The 17,893-nt window shown below is 68.1% G+C and carries 18 protein-coding genes and 1 pseudogene; 7 read left to right on the top strand and 12 right to left on the bottom strand.

All coding sequences use genetic code 11. The annotated features are described in order from the left end of the window. Nucleotides 1-76: 76 nt before the first annotated feature. From AVJ23_RS18295 to AVJ23_RS18280, 4 genes and pseudogenes are all read right to left on the bottom strand, one after another. Nucleotides 77-547 (bottom strand): annotated as a pseudogene (locus AVJ23_RS18295) (transposase); the annotation flags it as partial. Between the two features lie 586 nt (nucleotides 548-1,133). Next, complete coding sequence (locus AVJ23_RS18290) at nucleotides 1,134-2,372, bottom strand: glycosyltransferase family protein (protein ID WP_058863669.1); 1,239 nt, start codon at nucleotides 2,370-2,372, stop codon at nucleotides 1,134-1,136. Continuing rightward, nucleotides 2,365-3,150, bottom strand: a complete 786-nt coding sequence (locus tag AVJ23_RS18285) for an HAD-IIB family hydrolase (protein WP_058863668.1) — start codon at nucleotides 3,148-3,150, stop codon at nucleotides 2,365-2,367. Before AVJ23_RS18285 ends, AVJ23_RS18290 begins: the two co-directional genes overlap by 8 nt. Nucleotides 3,151-3,290: 140 nt before the next feature. Beyond that, nucleotides 3,291-3,977, bottom strand: a complete 687-nt coding sequence (locus tag AVJ23_RS18280) for a DUF1028 domain-containing protein (protein WP_058863667.1) — start codon at nucleotides 3,975-3,977, stop codon at nucleotides 3,291-3,293. A 116-nt stretch (nucleotides 3,978-4,093) separates the two neighbouring features. On the opposite strand from AVJ23_RS18280, the gene AVJ23_RS18275 reads away from it, so the two are divergent. From AVJ23_RS18275 to AVJ23_RS18255, 5 genes are all read left to right on the top strand, one after another. Next, the gene (locus tag AVJ23_RS18275) at nucleotides 4,094-5,671 is read left to right on the top strand and encodes an ABC transporter substrate-binding protein (RefSeq protein WP_058863666.1); all 1,578 of its coding nucleotides are present in this window, start codon (nucleotides 4,094-4,096) and stop codon (nucleotides 5,669-5,671) included. A gap of 91 nt (nucleotides 5,672-5,762) precedes the next feature. Next, nucleotides 5,763-6,710: an ABC transporter permease gene (locus tag AVJ23_RS18270; protein ID WP_058863665.1), complete on the top strand. Its 948-nt coding sequence runs from the start codon at nucleotides 5,763-5,765 to the stop codon at nucleotides 6,708-6,710. Beyond that, nucleotides 6,707-8,575 (top strand): dipeptide/oligopeptide/nickel ABC transporter permease/ATP-binding protein, encoded by a 1,869-nt coding sequence (locus AVJ23_RS18265; RefSeq protein WP_058863664.1) that lies wholly within the window; start codon nucleotides 6,707-6,709, stop codon nucleotides 8,573-8,575. Before AVJ23_RS18270 ends, AVJ23_RS18265 begins: the two co-directional genes overlap by 4 nt. Next, the gene (locus tag AVJ23_RS18260) at nucleotides 8,575-9,531 is read left to right on the top strand and encodes an ABC transporter ATP-binding protein (protein WP_058863663.1); all 957 of its coding nucleotides are present in this window, start codon (nucleotides 8,575-8,577) and stop codon (nucleotides 9,529-9,531) included. Before AVJ23_RS18265 ends, AVJ23_RS18260 begins: the two co-directional genes overlap by 1 nt. A 19-nt stretch (nucleotides 9,532-9,550) precedes the next feature. Further along, entirely contained in the window at nucleotides 9,551-10,264 is a 714-nt protein-coding gene (locus AVJ23_RS18255) for a FadR/GntR family transcriptional regulator (RefSeq protein WP_058863662.1), read from the top strand. Nucleotides 10,265-10,458: 194 nt separating this feature from the next. Here the strand turns inward: AVJ23_RS18255 and ureG are convergent, their stop codons facing one another. The 3 genes from ureG to AVJ23_RS18240 are packed head-to-tail and all read right to left on the bottom strand — an operon-like array spanning nucleotide 10,459 to nucleotide 12,171. Next, the gene (gene ureG, locus AVJ23_RS18250) at nucleotides 10,459-11,070 is read right to left on the bottom strand and encodes an urease accessory protein UreG (protein WP_058863661.1); all 612 of its coding nucleotides are present in this window, start codon (nucleotides 11,068-11,070) and stop codon (nucleotides 10,459-10,461) included. Next, the gene (locus AVJ23_RS18245; RefSeq protein WP_058863660.1) at nucleotides 11,067-11,708 is read right to left on the bottom strand and encodes an urease accessory protein UreF; all 642 of its coding nucleotides are present in this window, start codon (nucleotides 11,706-11,708) and stop codon (nucleotides 11,067-11,069) included. Before AVJ23_RS18245 ends, ureG begins: the two co-directional genes overlap by 4 nt. Next, nucleotides 11,698-12,171, bottom strand: a complete 474-nt coding sequence (locus AVJ23_RS18240; protein WP_058863659.1) for an urease accessory protein UreE — start codon at nucleotides 12,169-12,171, stop codon at nucleotides 11,698-11,700. Before AVJ23_RS18240 ends, AVJ23_RS18245 begins: the two co-directional genes overlap by 11 nt. A 95-nt stretch (nucleotides 12,172-12,266) precedes the next feature. On the opposite strand from AVJ23_RS18240, the gene AVJ23_RS18235 reads away from it, so the two are divergent. Beyond that, on the top strand, nucleotides 12,267-12,596 hold the full coding sequence (locus AVJ23_RS18235; protein WP_157772705.1) for a hypothetical protein: 330 nt from the start codon (nucleotides 12,267-12,269) through the stop codon (nucleotides 12,594-12,596). 36 nt (nucleotides 12,597-12,632) lie between these two features. Here AVJ23_RS18235 and ureC read toward each other — a convergent pair whose 3' ends face one another. From ureC to AVJ23_RS18210, 5 genes are all read right to left on the bottom strand, one after another. After that, nucleotides 12,633-14,342 (bottom strand): urease subunit alpha, encoded by a 1,710-nt coding sequence (gene ureC, locus AVJ23_RS18230; protein WP_058863657.1) that lies wholly within the window; start codon nucleotides 14,340-14,342, stop codon nucleotides 12,633-12,635. 9 nt (nucleotides 14,343-14,351) lie between these two features. Then, complete coding sequence (locus AVJ23_RS18225) at nucleotides 14,352-14,672, bottom strand: hypothetical protein (RefSeq protein ID WP_058863656.1); 321 nt, start codon at nucleotides 14,670-14,672, stop codon at nucleotides 14,352-14,354. 2 nt (nucleotides 14,673-14,674) lie between these two features. Further along, a complete protein-coding gene (locus AVJ23_RS18220; RefSeq protein WP_058863655.1) occupies nucleotides 14,675-14,980 on the bottom strand; it encodes an urease subunit beta in 306 nt (101 codons plus the stop codon). A 107-nt stretch (nucleotides 14,981-15,087) separates the two neighbouring features. Next, entirely contained in the window at nucleotides 15,088-15,390 is a 303-nt protein-coding gene (locus AVJ23_RS18215) for an urease subunit gamma (protein WP_058863654.1), read from the bottom strand. Between the two features lie 3 nt (nucleotides 15,391-15,393). Then, nucleotides 15,394-16,227 (bottom strand): urease accessory protein UreD, encoded by an 834-nt coding sequence (locus AVJ23_RS18210; protein WP_240484715.1) that lies wholly within the window; start codon nucleotides 16,225-16,227, stop codon nucleotides 15,394-15,396. Between the two features lie 379 nt (nucleotides 16,228-16,606). Here AVJ23_RS18210 and urtA point away from each other — a divergent pair, with 379 nt between their 5' ends. After that, nucleotides 16,607-17,893, top strand: a complete 1,287-nt coding sequence (gene urtA, locus AVJ23_RS18205) for an urea ABC transporter substrate-binding protein (protein WP_058863653.1) — start codon at nucleotides 16,607-16,609, stop codon at nucleotides 17,891-17,893.

Raw genomic sequence — 17,893 nt, 5'->3', positions numbered from 1 at the left:
AATGGCTTCTACAACCCGCGCCGGAGACACTCAGCTTTGGGCTGCAAAAGCCCCGTCGTCTTCGAAAGAAAAGTGGCCTAAACGAGCACCTGGCGCGGCACAAAAACGGGACAGGTCCAAAGTGGTCATCGGACAGCCGTGGCGCCACCTCGCGATGCGCCAAGATGGCGGTCATGATCTTGCGGGACATGTCCGTGGTCAGCAGCCAGTCGCGGTTCTTCGTGAACACGGTCGGGACTCAGACGGTATCGTCGATCCCGAGGCCCACGAACCAACGAAACAGCAGGTTGTAATCCATCTGGTCCATCAACTGTCGCTCGGACCGGATCGAGTAGAGGATCTGCAGCAAGCTGGCGCGGATCAAACGTTCCGGCGCGATGGAAGGCCGACCCTCACCGGCGAAGAGCCGGTCGAAATCGGCATCCAGTGAACGCAGCGCATCGTTGACGGCGGACCTGATCTTGCGAAGTGGATGCCGAGGCGGGATGCGCTCCTCGAGATCAACATAGCTGAACAACGATCCCGTCGCCTCGTCCGATCCGCGCATCGCCACCTCCCTCCATGCCGTCGTGGCGGTGAATCATGTTCCGCCATGGGCGTCGAGGTCGGAGTTTTTCAGCAGCCTGCTATGGTTCGGCGAGACTATTCTCAGATTCTGGCGATGCGGAAAAAATGCGCAGGAAACTTATAGCGGTTTTAAGAGTCATGTTGGGCATATCCCCAAGAGAATTCTTTCCATGAGCCCATGATGGTAGCTTGCTTGTGCAAATAGCTTGGTTGCGCTGGAATGCAAAAAAGATTGGCCGACATACCACAATGAACTAAACAGAACCACTTCCAGGCGAACTGACTCAACTCGGACACAACTACACCCAGTTGTCCAATGTTGCCTTGATTTAACTTATCGAGTGCGGCCAGTGATATCCGGTTCAGGTAAACTGCGTCGCAGCGATTTAACTCCTGCTGAGTGACAGGTCTGGTCCGCTCGCGAAACATATTGCGTTGCTGCACGTGCAACCTCGGCTGGGCACGCCTCCGGCAACATGGGCTCAAATCCGACGAACACCCTTGCGATGACTCCGCCCCCGCTCGCGGTCACCTACAGATCTGGCAATAGCCCGGCCCCACCCCCCTCAGCTGCCGAAGGGGATCGGGGCGTATTCTTCTTCGTCGGCCGCTACGGCGGCGCGCAGTTCGGCGACCAGTTCGTTGTCGGCGGCGTTGACGCGGCTCCAGTTGGGGATGAAGGGCGCCTCGTTCGGCTTGGCGAGGAAGGTATGGCCGGCGACCATGATGTTCTCGGCAAAGAGCTCGATGTTCTTTTCCTCGCGGTGCCGGTCGAGCTTGAGCCCGTTCATCCGCGCATCGTCGGCGTAGAACTCCAGCAGGTCCAGCGCCACGCGGTAATAGGTGGCCTTGAGCGCGCGGAAGGTGTTGGCGGTGAACACCGTGCCGTCGGCGGCCAGCTTGCGGAAGATCGCCTTGCAGATATCGGTGGACATGCGGTTCAGCCCGCCGCGCGCGTCCTCGGCGCTGACATCCTGGTGCTTGTGGTCATAGGCATCCGAGATCTCGACCTGGCAGACCGAGTGGCGGCCGAGATTGCGCCAGACCTCGGAGAGCACGCCGATCTCAAGCCCCCAGTCCGAGGGGATGCGCAGGTCGGGCAGAAGAGCGGTGCGCAGCGCGAATTCCCCCGACAGCGGGTAGCGGAATGCGCGCAGGTAATCGATATAGTCGCGGTCGCCGATCACCCGTTTCAACGCGATCAGCAGCGGCGAGACCAGCAGCCGCGTCACCCGCCCGTTCAGCTTGCCGTCGCCGATGCGCGGGTAATAGCCCTTGGACAGCTGGTAGCGGAAATTCGGGTTCACCACCGGGTAGACCAGCCGGGCCAGCATGTCGCGGTGATAGGTGGTGATGTCACAATCATGCAGCGCCATCACCGCGCTGTCCTGGCACGAGATCAGGTAGCCCATGCAGGTCCACATGTTCTTGCCCTTGCCCGGCTCTTCGGGGGCCAGCCCTTGCTCGGAGAGCTTTTCCTCGAGCGCCTGCATGCGCGGGCTGTCGTTCCACAGCACCACGTGCTGCTGCTTGAGGCGCGAGAAGAAATCGCGCGCCATGCGGTACTGCCGCTCATCGGCGCGGTCGAGCCCGATGATGACGCGGTGCAGGTAATTGACCTGGCTCAGCTCGTCGAGGATGTGGCCCAGCGCGGGGCCTTCGAGCTCCGAGTAGAGCGAAGGCAGGACGAGGGTGATCTTGCGGGTCTGGGCAAAGGTCTCGATCTCGTAGACCAGCTCTTCGATCGGTCGCTGCCGCAGGTCGTGGAACTGCGCGATGTTGCCGTTCTGATGAAAGTCAGCCATGGCTGTCGTCTCCGTAATCCAGTTCGTCCAGAATCTCGTTCATCGTCGCGTTCCAGCCGGCGGGGCCGGGCAGCGCGGTGCGGCGGATGCGCCCGGCGCGCTCGCCCGCCAGTTCCGGCAGGCCGGCACCGTGGGGGTTGGCCACGATCACGCCGTGATCGGCCCGCTCCAGCATCTCGGTATCGTTGGGGGCATCGCCCAGCGCGATGGTCGTGGTCGCGCCGTGGGCGCGGGCGATCTCGGCCATGCGGTCGGCCTTGGTGCCGCCGAAGGACAGGGTCAGGAAGCGCCCGCCCTGCCGCGCGGTGATCCCGTGCTCCGTCAGCGCGTCGATGAAGGTCGCGCGCGCTTGGTCTGAGCCGGTCCAGAGACCGGGCTCGGACTGCGCGCGGTCGGCGGCCTGCGCAGCGGCCTCCGTCGGCAGGCCGGTGACCTGCGCGATCTGGTCCGGGCCCATGTCGCCGAAGCCGCGGAAATGAATGCGCAGCGCCTCCGGCAACGTGTCGAGTGCGGCGCGCAGCCGGTCATAGGCATCACGGCCCGCCCCCGCATCACCCGGGCGCCAGAGCCCGGCGCCGTTCTCGACGATGGCGGGGGCCTCGCCCAGTTGCAGCTGTACGTGAAGGGGGGCGATCTCGGCAGCGGTCTTGCTGCTGGCGAGGACCAGGGGAATGCCGTGGCGCTTCAGCCGGTCCAGCGCCGGGCGCGCCGGCCCGTGATCATAGGTTTCGTGATCCAGAAGCGTGCCGTCCAGATCGGTAAACACCACAACGCTCACATGCCCGCCCCGTCTTGCCCGTTGTCACTGTTCCGCGTCGCCGTGCGGGACGCAAGCCGTCGTGCACAAGCAAGGCGGGAACGCCGGATATCAGACCCCGGTTCCCGCGCCGGCTGCGCAAGCTGCAGGCGGACGCAGCGTCAGCCGCGGGCGGGGGGCAAGCGGTCCAGCACGCGGGTCGGGTCCTCGGGGCTGGGCACCTGCCGCGCCCAGTCGGCATAGGCGCCCGAGGTGGCGCGGTCATGCAGTGCCTCGAGCGCACCGATCGGATCGCCCTCGTGATAATCGATGCGCAGGGTCAGCGGCGCATGGTCATGGCGCAGCACCAGCAGAGCGGCCGAGAGCAGGCCGCGCGAATCGCTGCCCGCGGCCTCGGCGGCGCGCAGCCCGGCCAGAAGCCGCAGGCTTAACGGTCCGGTTGCGGCGGCGAACCCCTCGGCCAGCGCGTCGACCACGCCCGCATCTGCCAGCATGTTGCCCGCCGCCACGCCCTGCGGGAACAGCGAGCCGGCCATCTGCGGCGTGTTGTCGGCGCCGGTGAAATGCGCCCCCTGCCCCGACAGGTCGAGCGCCGAGAGCTGGCGCGCGGCGCGGCCGGGATCGGCGCCCGTGACCTCGGCCACGGCGGCATCGGCGGGGCGGCCCGCGCGCATCCGGGTCAGCACGTCCTCGCCCCAGAAGGTCGAAGGCGCGGCGCCCTGGCTGGCCGAGAGCCCGGCGCGGATGTCGCCGCGCAGCACCCAGCCGCCGACGCAGAGCGAGCCGGTCGCCGCCGCCCCGCCCAGCGCGCCGGTCTCGGGATCGCGGACCAGAATGGAGAATGTCATGGCACCCCCTGCGTGCACCCCCTGAAGATCAGGGGCCCAGAATTATCATGATAAATTGACCGGCGCAAATTATCATGATAATTTTTGAAACATAATTCCAACCGGGAGCCTTTCGCATGACAATCCTTTCCCTGACGCGGCGCACGCTGTTCGCCGCCGCAACCTCGGTCCTGGCGCTGGGGGCGCTGAGCCTGCCGGCGCAGGCACAGACCCCGCCGGGCGTGCTGATCGTGGGCCAGATCGCCGAGCCCAAATCGCTGGATCCGGCGGCGGTGACCGCGGTGAACGACTTCCGCATCCTGGTGAACCTCTACGAGGGGTTGGTGCGCTACGCGCCCGGCACGCTGGAGGTGGAGCCGCATCTGGCCACCGGCTGGGAGGTCAGCGAGGACGGCACGGTCTATACCTTCACCCTGCGCGAGGACGTGACCTTCCATGACGGCACGCCCTTCGATGCCGAGGCGGTGAAGTTCAATTTCGACCGGATGCTGAACGAGGATCACCCCTATCACGACACCGGGCCCTTCCCGCTGGCCTTCTTCTTCGGCTCGGTCGAGAGCACCGAGGTGGTGGACACGCACACCGTGCGCTTCACCCTGTCCGAGCCCTATGCGCCCTTCCTGTCGAACCTCGCCTACCCGACCGGGCTGATCGTCTCGCCTGCCGCGGTCGAGGCGAACGGCGCCGATTACGGGCGCAACCCGGTGGGCACCGGGCCCTTCACCTTTGCCGAGTGGCGGTCGAACGAGGCGGTGGTGATCGAGCGCAACGCCGAGTACTGGGGCGATCCGGCAGGCACCGAGGCCGTGGTCTTCCGCCCGATCACCGACGCCAATACCCGCGTGGCCGAGATGCTGGCCGGGGGCATCGACCTGATGGTCGAGGTGCCGCCCACCGCGCTGGGCCAGTTCCAGGGCGACGGGTTCGAGGTGGTCGAGCAGGCCGGCCCGCATGTCTGGTTCCTGATCCTGAACGCCAAGGAAGGTCCCTTTGCCGACAAGCGCGTGCGCCAGGCGGCCAATTACGCGATCAACAAGGAAGCGATCGTGAACGACGTGCTGGAGGGCACCGCCGAGGTCGCCGCCGGCCCGACGCCGCCGGCCTTCGCCTGGGCCTATAACGAAGAGCTGGACCCCTACCCCTACGATCCCGACCGGGCGCGCGAATTGCTGGCCGAGGCCGGTGCCGAGGGGGCCGAGCTGACCTTCTACGTGACCGAGGGCGGCTCGGGCATGCTGGACCCGATCCCCATGGGCACCGCGATCCAGGCCGATCTGAACGCCGTGGGGCTGGATGTCAGCATCGAGACCTACGAGTGGAACACCTTCCTGGGCGAGGTGAACCCGGGGCTGGAGGGCAAGGCGGACATGGCCGAGATGGCCTGGATGACCAACGACCCCGACACGCTGCCCTACCTGGCGCTGCGCACCGAGGCGTGGCCCTCCGAGGGCGGGTTCAACTCGGGCTACTATTCCAACCCCGAGGTGGACCGGCTACTGGAGCAGGCCCGCGTGGCCACCGACCAGGCCGAGCGCGCGCGGCTCTACAAGGAGATGCAGGCCATCGTGCAGGAGGACGCGCCCTGGGTCTTCGTGGCGAACTGGAAGCAGAACGCCGTGACCAGCGACCGGGTCGAGAATTTCTCGCTCGAGCCGTCCTTCCTGCTGATGCTGGAAGACGTGGTCAAGAACTGAGGCCGCGCCGGGTGCGCCCGGCCCGACCGGGGGGAGGCGCGGCCTCCCCCAACGCATTCGGGGGTGACCGCCCCCTGACCGAGGAGACCGCATGGGCCGTTACATCCTGAAACGCCTCGCCTCGGCGATCCCGGTCCTGCTGGGGATCACGGTGATCGTCTTCCTGATCATGGCGATGATCCCGGGCGACCCGGCCACCGCGATCCTGGGCTCTTACGCGACGCCGGAGAATGTCGAGAAGATCAACCGCGACCTCGGCTTGGACAAGCCCTTGGTGCAGCGGTATTTCATCTGGCTGGGCAACATGTTGCAGGGCGATTTCGGCCGCTCCTTCAGCCTCAACCGACCGGTGCTGGACGAGATCCTCGACCGGTTCGGGGCGACGCTGATCCTGGCCGGCACCTCCTTTGTCCTCTGCGCGGTGCTGGGCATCGTGGCGGGCGTCGTCTCGGCGGCGCGGCAATACGGGCTGGCCGACAAGGCGATCACCTTCACCGTGCTGATCGGCATCTCGATCCCGGCCTTCTTTCTCGGCATGATGATGATCCTGCTCTTCGCGGTGAAGCTGCGCTGGCTGCCGGTCTCGGGCATGTACGCGATCTATGGCGGCGGCGATCTGCCCGACCTGCTGCGCCACCTGATCATGCCGGCGCTGGCGCTGGCGGCGGTGGCCACGGGGGTCATCGCGCGGCTGTCCCGCTCGGCCATGCTGGAGGTGCTGCGGCAGGACTACATCCGCACCGCGCGGGCCAAGGGGGTGCCCGAGCGCCGGGTGATCTACGGCCACGCGCTGCGCGCCGCCATGGTGTCGATCATCCCCGTGCTGGGCATCCAGGCGGGGTTCGTGCTGTCCGGTGCGGTCTATATCGAGATCGTCTTCCAATGGCCCGGCGTCGGGCGGATGCTGGTCGACGCGATCCTGAAGCGCGACATCCTGCTGGTGCAGGGCGGCGTGGTCTTCGTGGCGGCCTGCTACGTGCTGTTCAACATCATGGTCGACGTGGCGCAGAGCCTGCTGGATCCGAGGATCAAGACATGAGCGCCTTCCTCAAACTGCTGTTCCGCAACCGGCTGGCCGCGCTGGGGGCCGTGGTGCTGGGGGCGATCCTGCTGCTGGTGCTGCTGATCCCGGTGCTGCCGCTGAAGGACCCCAACGCCACCGCCACCGCCGACCGGTTCCTGCGCCCGTTCTCCGAGGGGCATCTTCTGGGCACCGACCACCTGGGCCGCGACCTGCTCAGCCGGCTCCTGCACGGCACGCGGCTGAGCCTGGCTGTGGGGCTGGCCGCGGCGCTGATCGCGGCGACGATCGGCTCGGCCATCGGGATCGTGGCGGGCTATTTTGGCGGCCGCATCGACAACCTGATCATGCGCGGCGTCGACATGCTGATGGCCTTTCCCTACATTCTGCTGGCGCTGGCCATCGTGGCCGCGCTGGGACCGGGGCTGATGAACGCGCTGATCGCGGTGGCCGCGGTCAACATCCCCTTCTTCGCGCGCAACATCCGCGGCATCACCGTGGGGCTGGCCGGGCGCGAGTTCATCGATGCCGCACGGCTGGCCGGGCTGGGCCATACCCGCATCATCGTCTCGGAGCTTCTGCCCAACGTGCTGTCGACCATCGTGATCGCCATGTCCACCACCGTGGGCTGGATGATCCTCGAGACCGCCGGCCTGTCCTTCCTCGGCCTCGGCAGCCAGCCGCCGCAGGCGGATCTGGGCTCGATGCTGGGCGAGGCACGCGCGGCGCTGATCACTGCGCCGCATACCAGCGTCGTGCCCGGCGTGATGATCTTTCTCATCGTGATGAGCATCAACCTGCTGGGCGACGGCGTGCGCGACGCGCTGGACCCGCGGCTGCGCTCGGGCGCGCTGTCGCGGCCGCGCGCCACCACGCTGGTCGACCGCACGGGCCCGGTGCCCGAGGATGATGGCAAGGGCCTGCTGGCGCTGCAGCAGTTGCAGACCGAGTTTCACGTGGGCAAGCGGGTGTTCCGCGCCGTGGGCGGGGTCACGCTGCATGTCGAGAAGGGCGAATGCCTGGGCCTGATCGGGGAATCCGGGTCGGGCAAATCGGTCACCGCGCTGTCGGTCATGGGGCTTGTCTCCTCGCCGCCCGGCGTCGTGACGGGGGGCGCGGTGCGCTACGCGGGCGAGGACCTGCTGGCCATGCGCTATGCCGACCTGCGCCAGCGCCGCGGCGAGAACGTCGCCTATATCTTCCAGGATCCGCTGGCCACGCTGCACCCGCTCTACCGCGTGGGCGAGCAGCTGGCCGAGGCGATCCGCTGTCACCACAAGGTGAGCGAGTCCGAGACGCGGGAACGTGCGCTGGAGCTGCTGCGCGCAGTGCGCATTCCCAACGCCGAGAGCCGGTTGGGCGACTACCCGCACGAGATGTCCGGCGGCATGCGCCAGCGCGTCGGCATCGCCATGGCGCTGGCCAATGATCCCGACGTGATCATCGCCGACGAGCCGACCACCGCGCTGGACGTGACCGTGCAGGCGCAGATCCTGGCCCTGCTGGACGATCTGCGGCGCGAGCGCGGGCTGGCCATCATCTTCATCACCCATGATTTCGGCGTGGTCGCCCAGCTCTGCGACCGGGTGGCGGTGATGTATGCCGGCCGCATCGTCGAGCAGGGCCCGACGAAGGCGGTGCTGGCGGCGCCGGCCCATCCCTATACCAGCCGGCTGATCGCCTGCGTGCCCGAGCTGGGCGGCGGTCGGCGCGAACTAGCCGCGATCCCCGGCCTGCCGCCCTCGGTGGATGACCTGCCGCCGGGCTGCGCCTTTGCCCCGCGCTGCGACAAGGCGCAGACGGCCTGCCGGCAGGGCGAGATCGCGCTGGAGGGCACGGGGCCGCGCGCCGTGCGCTGCCTGTTTCCCGAGGAGGCCGTCTGATGCACGCGCTCGAGGTGACCGACCTGTCCAAGACCTTCGCCCTGCGCAGCGGGCTGTTCGGCGGCCCCCGCGACGGGGTGCGCGCGGTACGGCCGATGTCCTTTTCCGTGTCCCGCGGCGAGACGCTGGGCATCGTGGGCGAGTCGGGCTGCGGCAAGTCCACGCTGGCACGCATGCTGGTGGGGCTGCTGGAGCCCACCACCGGGTCGATCGAGATCGACGGCAGCGCGCTCGACACTGCCGATCCGGCCGCCTTCGGACGGCTGATCCAGTATGTCTTCCAGGACCCGATCTCGTCGCTGAACCCGCGCAAGTCGATCCGCCAGATCATCGAGACCCCGCTGAAGCGGCTCTACGGGATGGGCGCGGCCGAGCGGCAGGCGCGGATCGCCGAGATCCTGGCCTCGGTCAACCTGCGCGAGGCCTTTCTCGAGCGCTATCCGCACGAGTTCTCGGGCGGCCAGGCGCAGCGCATCGGCATCGCCCGCGCGCTGGCCGCGGCGCCGAAGATCATGATCCTCGACGAGCCGGTCTCGGCACTGGACGTCTCGGTGCAGGCGCAGGTGCTGAACCTGCTGGCCGAGCTGCGCGCGCGGCTGGACCTGACCTACCTGTTCATCAGCCATGACCTTGCGGTGGTGGAGGCGGTGAGCGACCGGGTGATGGTGCTCTATTTCGGCTCGGTGGTCGAGATCGGCCGCGCCGAGCGGATCTTCGCGGCGCCGAAACATCCCTATACCCGGCTGCTGGCCGAAAGCGCCCCGGTGGTCGGCCGGCCCTTGCGGGCGCCCGAGCAGACGGGTACGGAACTGCCCGACCCGCTGAACCCGCCACCGGGCTGCGCCTTTGCCGGGCGCTGCCCGCGGGCCACGGCGCTCTGCCGCGAGACGGAGCCGCCGCTCGAGACGATGGGAGAGGACCAGCTTGCCGCCTGCCACCACCCGATCGCGGACTGAGCCCCGCACCAGCCGCCCGGTGCAGGTCGCCGAGGCGATCAAGTCCTGGGTCGTGGAACAGGGCCTGGCCGCCGGCGACCGGCTGCCCGGCGAGGCCGCGCTGATCGAGCGCTTCGGCATGTCCAAGGGCACGATCCGCGAGGCGATGCGCATCCTCGAGGCGCAGGGGCTGGTCAAGACCCGCACCGGACCCGGTGGCGGCAGCTTCGTGCACGAGGTCAGCCGCGCCCGGGCCAAGGCGCTGCTGGGCAACTATTTCTACTTCCGCAACCTGACGATCGGCGACATCTACCAGCTGCGCCTGGCGCTGGAGCCCGAACTGGTGGCCACGCTGGCCGGCACGCTGCCCGAGACCGTGCTGGCGCAGCTGGAGGCCAATATCGCCGAATATGCCGCCCCGGCGCGGACGCTGGACGAGGAACGCGCGCAGCACGTCGCCTCGCTGCGCTTCCATGCGATCCTGGCCGAACAGGCGCAGAACCCGCTTCTGGGCTTCGTGATCGATTTCATGGTCAACCTGCTGTCGGACCTGACCGTCTACCGGCAGCTCTACGCGCCGCCCAACGCCCAGCTCTGGGCGCGTGGGCGCGACTACCAGGCGCGGCTGGTGATGGCCCTGCGCGAGGGCGATGCCGGCGCGGCCCGGGCGATCATGAAGGCGCATATGGAAACCGCCTGGGGGCTGATGCGCGCGCAGGAGGTCGAGATGGAACGCCGCTTCATCTCGGAATAGCGCGCCCGCCTGCATGGCGCGTGACCGCGATCCCGGGCGCCGCGGAAGCGGCTTCGAAGCCGCTTCCCCCGCGCTCCTGGCCCGGGACACCGCGTCTATCCAGCGCCGCCGCCCATGACACGGGTCGGGACCGCGCATGACGGCCGGTCCTGGCGGTGTGGAAGCGGCTTCGAAGCCGCTTCGCCGCGCATTGTTCAGAGGCCCGAGATCTCGGTGATCTGGCGCAGGACCGCATCGACGCCCTCGTCATGGCGCAGCGCGGTGAAGACGAAGGGGCGGCCGGCACGCATGCGGGTCGCATCGCGCTCCATCACCTCGAGCGACGCGCCCACATGCGGCGCGAGATCGGTCTTGTTGATCACCAGCAGGTCCGAACGGGTGATCGCGGGGCCGCCCTTGCGCGGGATCTCCTCGCCCGCGGCCACGTCGATCACGTAGACCGTCAGATCGGCCAGCTCAGGGCTGAACGTGGCCGACAGGTTGTCGCCGCCGGATTCGATCAGCACGATCTGCACCTCCGGGTGCCGCTCGCGCATCTCGGCCACGGCGGCAAGGTTGATCGAGGCATCCTCGCGGATCGCGGTATGCGGGCAGCCCCCGGTCTCGACCCCGATCACCCGGTCGGCCGGCAGGATCTGCAACCGCATCAGCGCCTCGGCATCCTCCTGCGTGTAGATGTCATTGGTGATCACCCCGATGGAGTAGTCGCCTTTCAGGCGATCGGCGAGGCGCGCGGTCAGCGTGGTCTTGCCCGCGCCCACCGGGCCGCCGATGCCCACGCGCAGCGGGCCGTTCAACTGTGTCATGACTGGAAGAGCCTCGGTTCGCTGGTTTCATGTTGCATGGACGCGATATCCCAGAGCAGCGCCACGGACCAGAGATCGCCCTGCCCCGCGCCTTCGGTCGCTTCGGCCACCGACTGGCAGAGCGGCGCCAGCGCGGCGAGGATCCCCTGCGCCTCGGTCTGGCCCAGCGCCAGCAGCCGCTGGCCCGCCGCCACGAGATTGCCCGCAAAGCCCTGCAGGTAGAGCGCGGCCACCGCGCCCGGGTCCATCCCCATCTGCTCCGCCGCGCGGCCCAGCGCCACGGGCAATAGCAGCGGCGGCAGGTCGAGATTCCAGATCTCGGCCGTCACCCGGGCAAAGGCCGCGCCCTGCCGGTCGGCCTCGCGCAGCCGTTCGGCCGAGGGTTGGAAGGCGCGCGCCTCGGCATCGAGCGCGGCGAGATCGGCCGCCGGATCGGCGGCCAGCCGGATCCAGATCGCGTCGTTGCGCCCTGTCCCGCTCGCAAGCAGGTCTTCCAGCCAAGCCTGAAGGTCGCGCCCGTCGGACACCTGCCCGCCCTGCACCGCCGCCTCGAGCCCGTGCGAATAGGCGAAGGCGCCCAGCGGGTAGGCGGGCGAGAGCCATTGCGTCAGCGTGAGCAGGCGCGGATCAATGGGCATGGGCGCTCTTGCCATGCTCATGCGCATGGGTGCGGCCATGGCCATAGGCGCCGCCCTCGGGCGTGAAGGGGCGCCGCACCTCGACCAGCTCGGCGCCGAGATGCTCCAGCATGTGGCCGATCACCGGGTCGCGCTGGATCAGCAGTGCTGCGCCCTCGATCTGGCAGGGCGTGTGGCGGTTGCCGATATGCCAGGCCAGCCGGGCCAGCGCGGGGCCGCGCACCTCGAACAGGTCTTCGGGCGCGGCCACGATCTCGACCAGCCGGCCACCGGGCAACTCCAGCGCATCCCCGTGATCGAGCGACAGGGTCTGCGCGAAATCCGCGACGAAGCCGATGCCCCCATCGCTCACCAGCTTCTTGCGGCGAAAGAACCGGTCGTCATAGCTGAGCTCCAGCCAGTCGGCCGGGCCGGTCCATGTGCCCTTGCGGTGCAGGGTCTGGGTGACGGGAAGATCGCTCATATTCTGGGCTCCGGTCTGTGGTGGCCGGCGGCGCGGTGGCCCGGCCAAGGGGAGGTATTTACCCGGTCTTTACCCGGCGCCGCTATCTCTGGGGCATGAGACGGGACGGACCACTGGCGGAGATCGCCGATGAATTGGGTGTCTTGCGCGGCCGCATAAAGGCGCTGAAAGCGCGGGAACAGGTGCTGTGGCAGGCGATCCTGGACGCGCGGCCGAACGGGACGGTCAGCGGCGAGAGCTTCACGCTGGACGTGCGTCGGCAAGTGTCGCGCCGTCTGGATGGCCAGCAGCTGCCGGACCATATCCGCGAGGATCCGCGCTACTGGAAAACGGTCGAGACACAGGTCGTCACCACGCGGCCCCGCCGCGACACCGCGCCGCCCTGGGACATGGCGGAGGATTTCGCGTTGATCGAGCCGTTCTGACGCGCGCAGGAGGGGATGGCCGGGCATCGTCGCCACTCAGAACAGGAAGTAGCGCTGCGCCATGGGCAGCTCCGCCGCCGGCTGGCAGGTCAGCAGCTCGCCATCGGCGCGCACATCGTAGGTCTCGGGGTCGACCTCCATCACCGGGGTCGCGTCGTTCAGGACGAGATCCTTCTTGCCGATGCCGCGGGTGTTGCGGACCGCCACCGTGTCCTTGGCCAGGCCCAGCGTGGCGCCGATCCCCTCGGACTGCGCCGCGGCGGACACGAAAGTCACCGCCGAGCGCTCGACCGAGCGGCCATAGGCGCCGAACATCGGGCGGGAATAGACCGGCTGCGGCGTCGGGATCGAGGCATTGGGGTCGCCCATCTGCGCCATGGCGATGGTGCCGCCCAGCAGCACCATCTCGGGCTTGACCCCGAAGAAGGCCGGCGACCAGAGGCACAGGTCGGCGCGCTTGCCTTCCTCGATGCTGCCGATCTCGTGCCCGATCCCGTGCGCGATGGCGGGGTTGATCGTGTACTTGGCGATGTAGCGGCGCACCCGCAGGTTGTCGTTGGCGCCGGTCTCGTCCGCCAGCCGCCCGCGCTGCTTCTTCATCTTGTCGGCGGTCTGCCAGGTCCGGATCAGCACCTCGCCCACCCGGCCCATGGCCTGGCTGTCGGACGCGATGATCGAGAAGGCGCCCATGTCGTGCAGGATGTCCTCGGCGGCGATGGTCTCGCGCCGGATGCGGCTTTCGGCAAAGGCCACATCCTCGGGGATCGACTTGTCGAGATGGTGGCAGACCATCAACATGTCGAGATGCTCGTCGATCGTGTTCGCGGTGAAGGGGCGCGTGGGATTGGTGGACGAGGGCAGCACGTGATCCTCGCCGCAGATCTTGATGATGTCGGGCGCGTGCCCGCCCCCGGCCCCTTCGGTGTGGAAGGCATGGATCGTCCGGCCCTTCATGGCGGCGACGGTATGCTCGACAAAACCGCTCTCGTTCAGCGTGTCGGTGTGGATCATCACCTGCACGTCCCAGGCATCGGCCACCGACAGGCAGCAATCGATGGCGCCCGGCGTGGTGCCCCAGTCCTCGTGCAGCTTCAGCGCGCAGGCCCCCGCTTTCACCTGCTCCTCCAGCGCGCCGGGCAGCGAGGCATTGCCCTTGCCCGCAAAGGCGAGGTTCATCGGGAAGGCATCGGCCGCCTGCAGCATCCGCCCGATATGCCAGGGCCCCGGCGTGCAGGTGGTGGCCAGCGTGCCATGCGCGGGGCCCGTGCCGCCGCCCAGCATGGTGGTCAGGCCCGAATGCAGCGCGTCCTCGATCTGCTGCGGACAGATGAAGTGGATATGGCTGTCGAACCCGCCCGCGGTCAGGATCCGCCCCTCGGCGGCGATCGCCTCGGTCCCGGGCCCCACGATGATGTCGACCCCGGGCTGGGTGTCAGGATTGCCCGCCTTGCCGATCTTCGCGATGCGCCCGTCCTTCAGCCCGATATCGGCCTTGTAGATGCCCGTATGGTCGACGATCAGCGCATTGGTGATCACCGTGTCCACCGCGCCCTCGGCCCGGGTGGCCTGGCTCTGGCCCATGCCGTCGCGGATCACCTTGCCGCCGCCGAACTTCACCTCTTCGCCATAGGTGGTCAGGTCGCGCTCGACTTCGATGATCAGGTCGGTATCGGCCAGCCGCAGCCGGTCGCCGGTGGTCGGTCCGAACATGGCCGCGTAATCGGCGCGTTTGATCGTGGCGGGCATCTGGGTCTCCTAGCGAAGGGTCTTGGGGCCGCTCTGCGTCAGCCGGGCATGGTTCGCGCGCGTGGTGCGCCGGATCGGCGCCAGCGTGGCCATCAGCACGGCATCGGGGGACTGGCCGCGATAGCTGGCGCGCAGCCCGGCCTCGCCCGCGCGGGCAAAGGCGGCCTGTTTCTCGGCGATCATGGTGGCGGATTCCGACGGCGCCACGCTCCAGGCGCCGCAGAGCCCCAGCATCCGCATCCAGATCACCGCGCCCGCCTCGGTGGCAAGGGCCGTCATGAAGGCCTGCGTGCGCATCATCCGCGCCGCATCCGGCAGAAAGGGGGTCATGGTCACAGCGCCCCCATGATCTGCTGGTTGAAACCGAAGATCCGCCGCGCGCCCGACACCGGGATCAGCTGCACCTCGCGGCGCTGACCGGGCTCGAAGCGCACCGCGGTGCCCGCGGCAATGTCCAGCCGGTGGCCACGCGCCGCGTCCCGGTCGAACGCCAGCGCCGGGTTCGCCTCGGCGAAATGGTAATGGCTGCCGACCTGCACCGGCCGGTCGCCGGTATTGGCCACCATGAGCGTGATCGCCACCTGCCCGGCATTCAGCTCCAGTTCGCCCTCGGCAGGGAACAGTTCACCGGGGATCATGCGCCCCCCTCCGGGCCCGCGCGCAGAAGCGCCCTGTCGTCACCACCCGTCAAACGCCTGGTCATCTGCACGTCTCCCCGCTTCTTCTCTTTGAAAATACTCATGTCTCACCGGATCGGCTCGTGCACGGTCACCAGCTTGGTGCCGTCCGGAAAGGTGGCCTCGACCTGCACCTCGTGGATCATCTCGGCGATGCCCTCCATGCATTGGTCGCGCGTGATCACCTCGGCACCGGCCTGCATCAGGTCCGCGACCGAGCGGCCGTCGCGCGCGCCTTCGACCACCGCGTCGGTGATCAGGGCGATGGCCTCGGGATGGTTCAGCTTGACGCCGCGGGCCAGCCGTTTGCGGGCCAACTCGGCCGCCATGGCCACCATCAGCTTGTCTTTTTCGCGCGGGGTCAGTTGCATCTGTCAGAGTCTCCATGACGCGGGCAGGGTCTCGCGGCTGAGCCGGTCGAGGATGGGAAGCAGGGCCTGGCGCAGGGCAAAGCCGTCCTGCGCCAGAAGGCGCAGCACCAGCAGGTCGGCGCCGATCAGCGAGGCGCCGCCGCTGGCGGGCAGCATGGCGCGCAGGCGGGGCAGCTGCGCCTCGGCATCCGCGGCCACGTAGACCAGCGCGGCCATGGCCCCCATGCCGCCGGCCACGCCCGGGCGGGCCAGCTGCGCCACCGCATCGCCGTCCAGCCGCAGCGCATCGGTATAGAGCGGGCGCCCGGCGCGGGTGATCTCGATCCGGTCGCGGAAGGCCAGCTGGCGGACCTGCTCGCCCATGGCGCGGCGGCCGAAAAGAACCGGCTCGACCAGCAGCAGCCTTGCGCCGGGCTCCAGCGCGACCTGCAGCCGCCGCTGCAGCGCCGCGCCATCGTAGAGGATCAGCTCCTGCGGCAGCCAGGACAGCATCCCGCCCGCGGCGACCTGCGCGGTGCTGGTGACCCGCGCCTCGCCGGCCGCGGCGCGATAGGCGCGCTCGGCCGCCTGCGTGGTCACAGTCAGTGCCGCACCCGCCCCGACGGCCAGGTCCAGGTCCAGCCGGTCGCCGCCGGTCAGCCCGCCCGAGCTGTTGATGACGATCGCCTCGACGCTCTCGCGGCCGCGCGGGAAAAGCGCCTTGAGGCATCCCGCCCCGCGATAGGCCGCCAGCGCGCTCTGCCCGTCGCGCGCCTTGGCCCGCAGGGTCAGCGCCCCCTCGGCGCGGGGCACGGCCGCGTCACGGGTCAGGTCGTCTGTCCGCAGATGGCGTGTCACTTCGGTCCCCGTGCCCAGTTTCGCCGTTTCGTTGAGCATGTCCGGCCCCCAACGACAACGATTCCACCGCGAAACCGGCGCCAGCCCCGAAATGGCGCCCAATAATCGACCACATCGCCGGCTCAGCGCCGCAAAATTGGGCAATCCGAGGGGAGGCATGGTCAATCGCCGGAGCGCAATTGACCGTTACGCGGCAGCGCAGAATGACTGAAGGGGCCTGCCGACATGCTGTCCGCTGTCAGTGATCCGGGGGGTGTGTGACGGTCCTTGCGACTTGGACCTCGACCGGACCGCCACACGGGATGCAACAATAGTTGCAGACGCGTGCTAGCCGCTGCCCCCGGGCGGCGCAAGCGGTGCGTCTGCAGGGGAGAGATGAATGACCCATTTCACGAAACTGCTGTCCGGTGCCGCCACGCTCGCTCTGATCTCGGGCGCCGCCTCGGCGCAAGAGGCCGCCTGCCCGATCAAGGTCGGCGTGCTGCACTCGCTCTCGGGCACCATGGCGATTTCCGAGACCACGCTGAAGGATACCATGCTGATGCTGGTCGAGCAGCAGAACACGGCCGGCGGGCTGCTGGGCTGCGAGCTGGAGGCCGTGGTGGTCGACCCGGCCTCGGACTGGCCGCTCTTCGCCGAGAAGGCGCGCGAGCTGCTGACCGTGAACGAGGTCGACGTGATCTTCGGCTCCTGGACCTCTGTCAGCCGCAAGTCGGTGCTACCGGTCCTGGAAGAGCTGAACGGGCTGATGTTCTACCCCGTGCAGTACGAGGGCGAGGAAAGCTCCAAGAACGTGTTCTACACCGGCGCCGCACCGAACCAGCAGGCGATCCCGGCGGTGGACTATTTCCTCGAAGAGCTGGGCGTCGAGAAATTCGCGCTCTTGGGCACCGATTACGTCTACCCGCGCACGACCAACAACATCCTTGAATCCTACCTGCAGGACAAGGGCATCGCCGAAGAGGACATCTTCGTCAACTACACCCCCTTCGGCCATTCCGACTGGTCGACCATCGTGTCGGACGTGGTCGAACTGGGCGAGGATGGTTCTTTCGTGGGCGTGATCTCGACCATCAACGGCGACGCCAATATCGGCTTCTACAAGGAGCTCGCGGCGGCCGGCGTCTCGGCCGATGACATTCCCGTCGTGGCCTTCTCGGTCGGCGAGGAAGAGCTGTCGGGCCTCGACACCTCGAACCTGGTCGGCCACCTGGCGGCGTGGAACTACTTCCAGTCCGCCGAGAGCGAGGCCAACACCGAATGGGTCGCCGCGTGGAAGGAACGCATGGGCGAAGAGCGCGTGACCAATGACCCGATGGAGGCGCATTACATCGGCTTCAACATGTGGGTGAACGCGGTCGAGGATGCCGGCACCACCGACGTGGACGCGGTGCGCGACGCGATGTACGGGCAGGAATTCCCGAACCTGACCGGCGGCACCGCCGTCATGCTGCCGAACCATCACCTGGCCAAGCCGGTGCTGATCGGCGAGATCCAGGCCGACGGTCAGTTCGACATCATCAGCCAGACCGAGGAAGTGCCGGGCGATGCCTGGACCGACTACCTGCCGGAATCGGCGGTGCTGAAGTCCGACTGGCAGGAGCTGGGCTGCGGCATGTACAACACCGAGACCGAGACCTGCGTGCAGATCAAGTCGAACTACTGA

The sequence above is a fragment of the Pseudoponticoccus marisrubri genome, assembly GCF_001482405.1.
Taxonomy (GTDB): domain Bacteria; phylum Pseudomonadota; class Alphaproteobacteria; order Rhodobacterales; family Rhodobacteraceae; genus Pseudoponticoccus; species Pseudoponticoccus marisrubri.
This window is presented reverse-complemented; position numbering and strand designations above follow the sequence as displayed.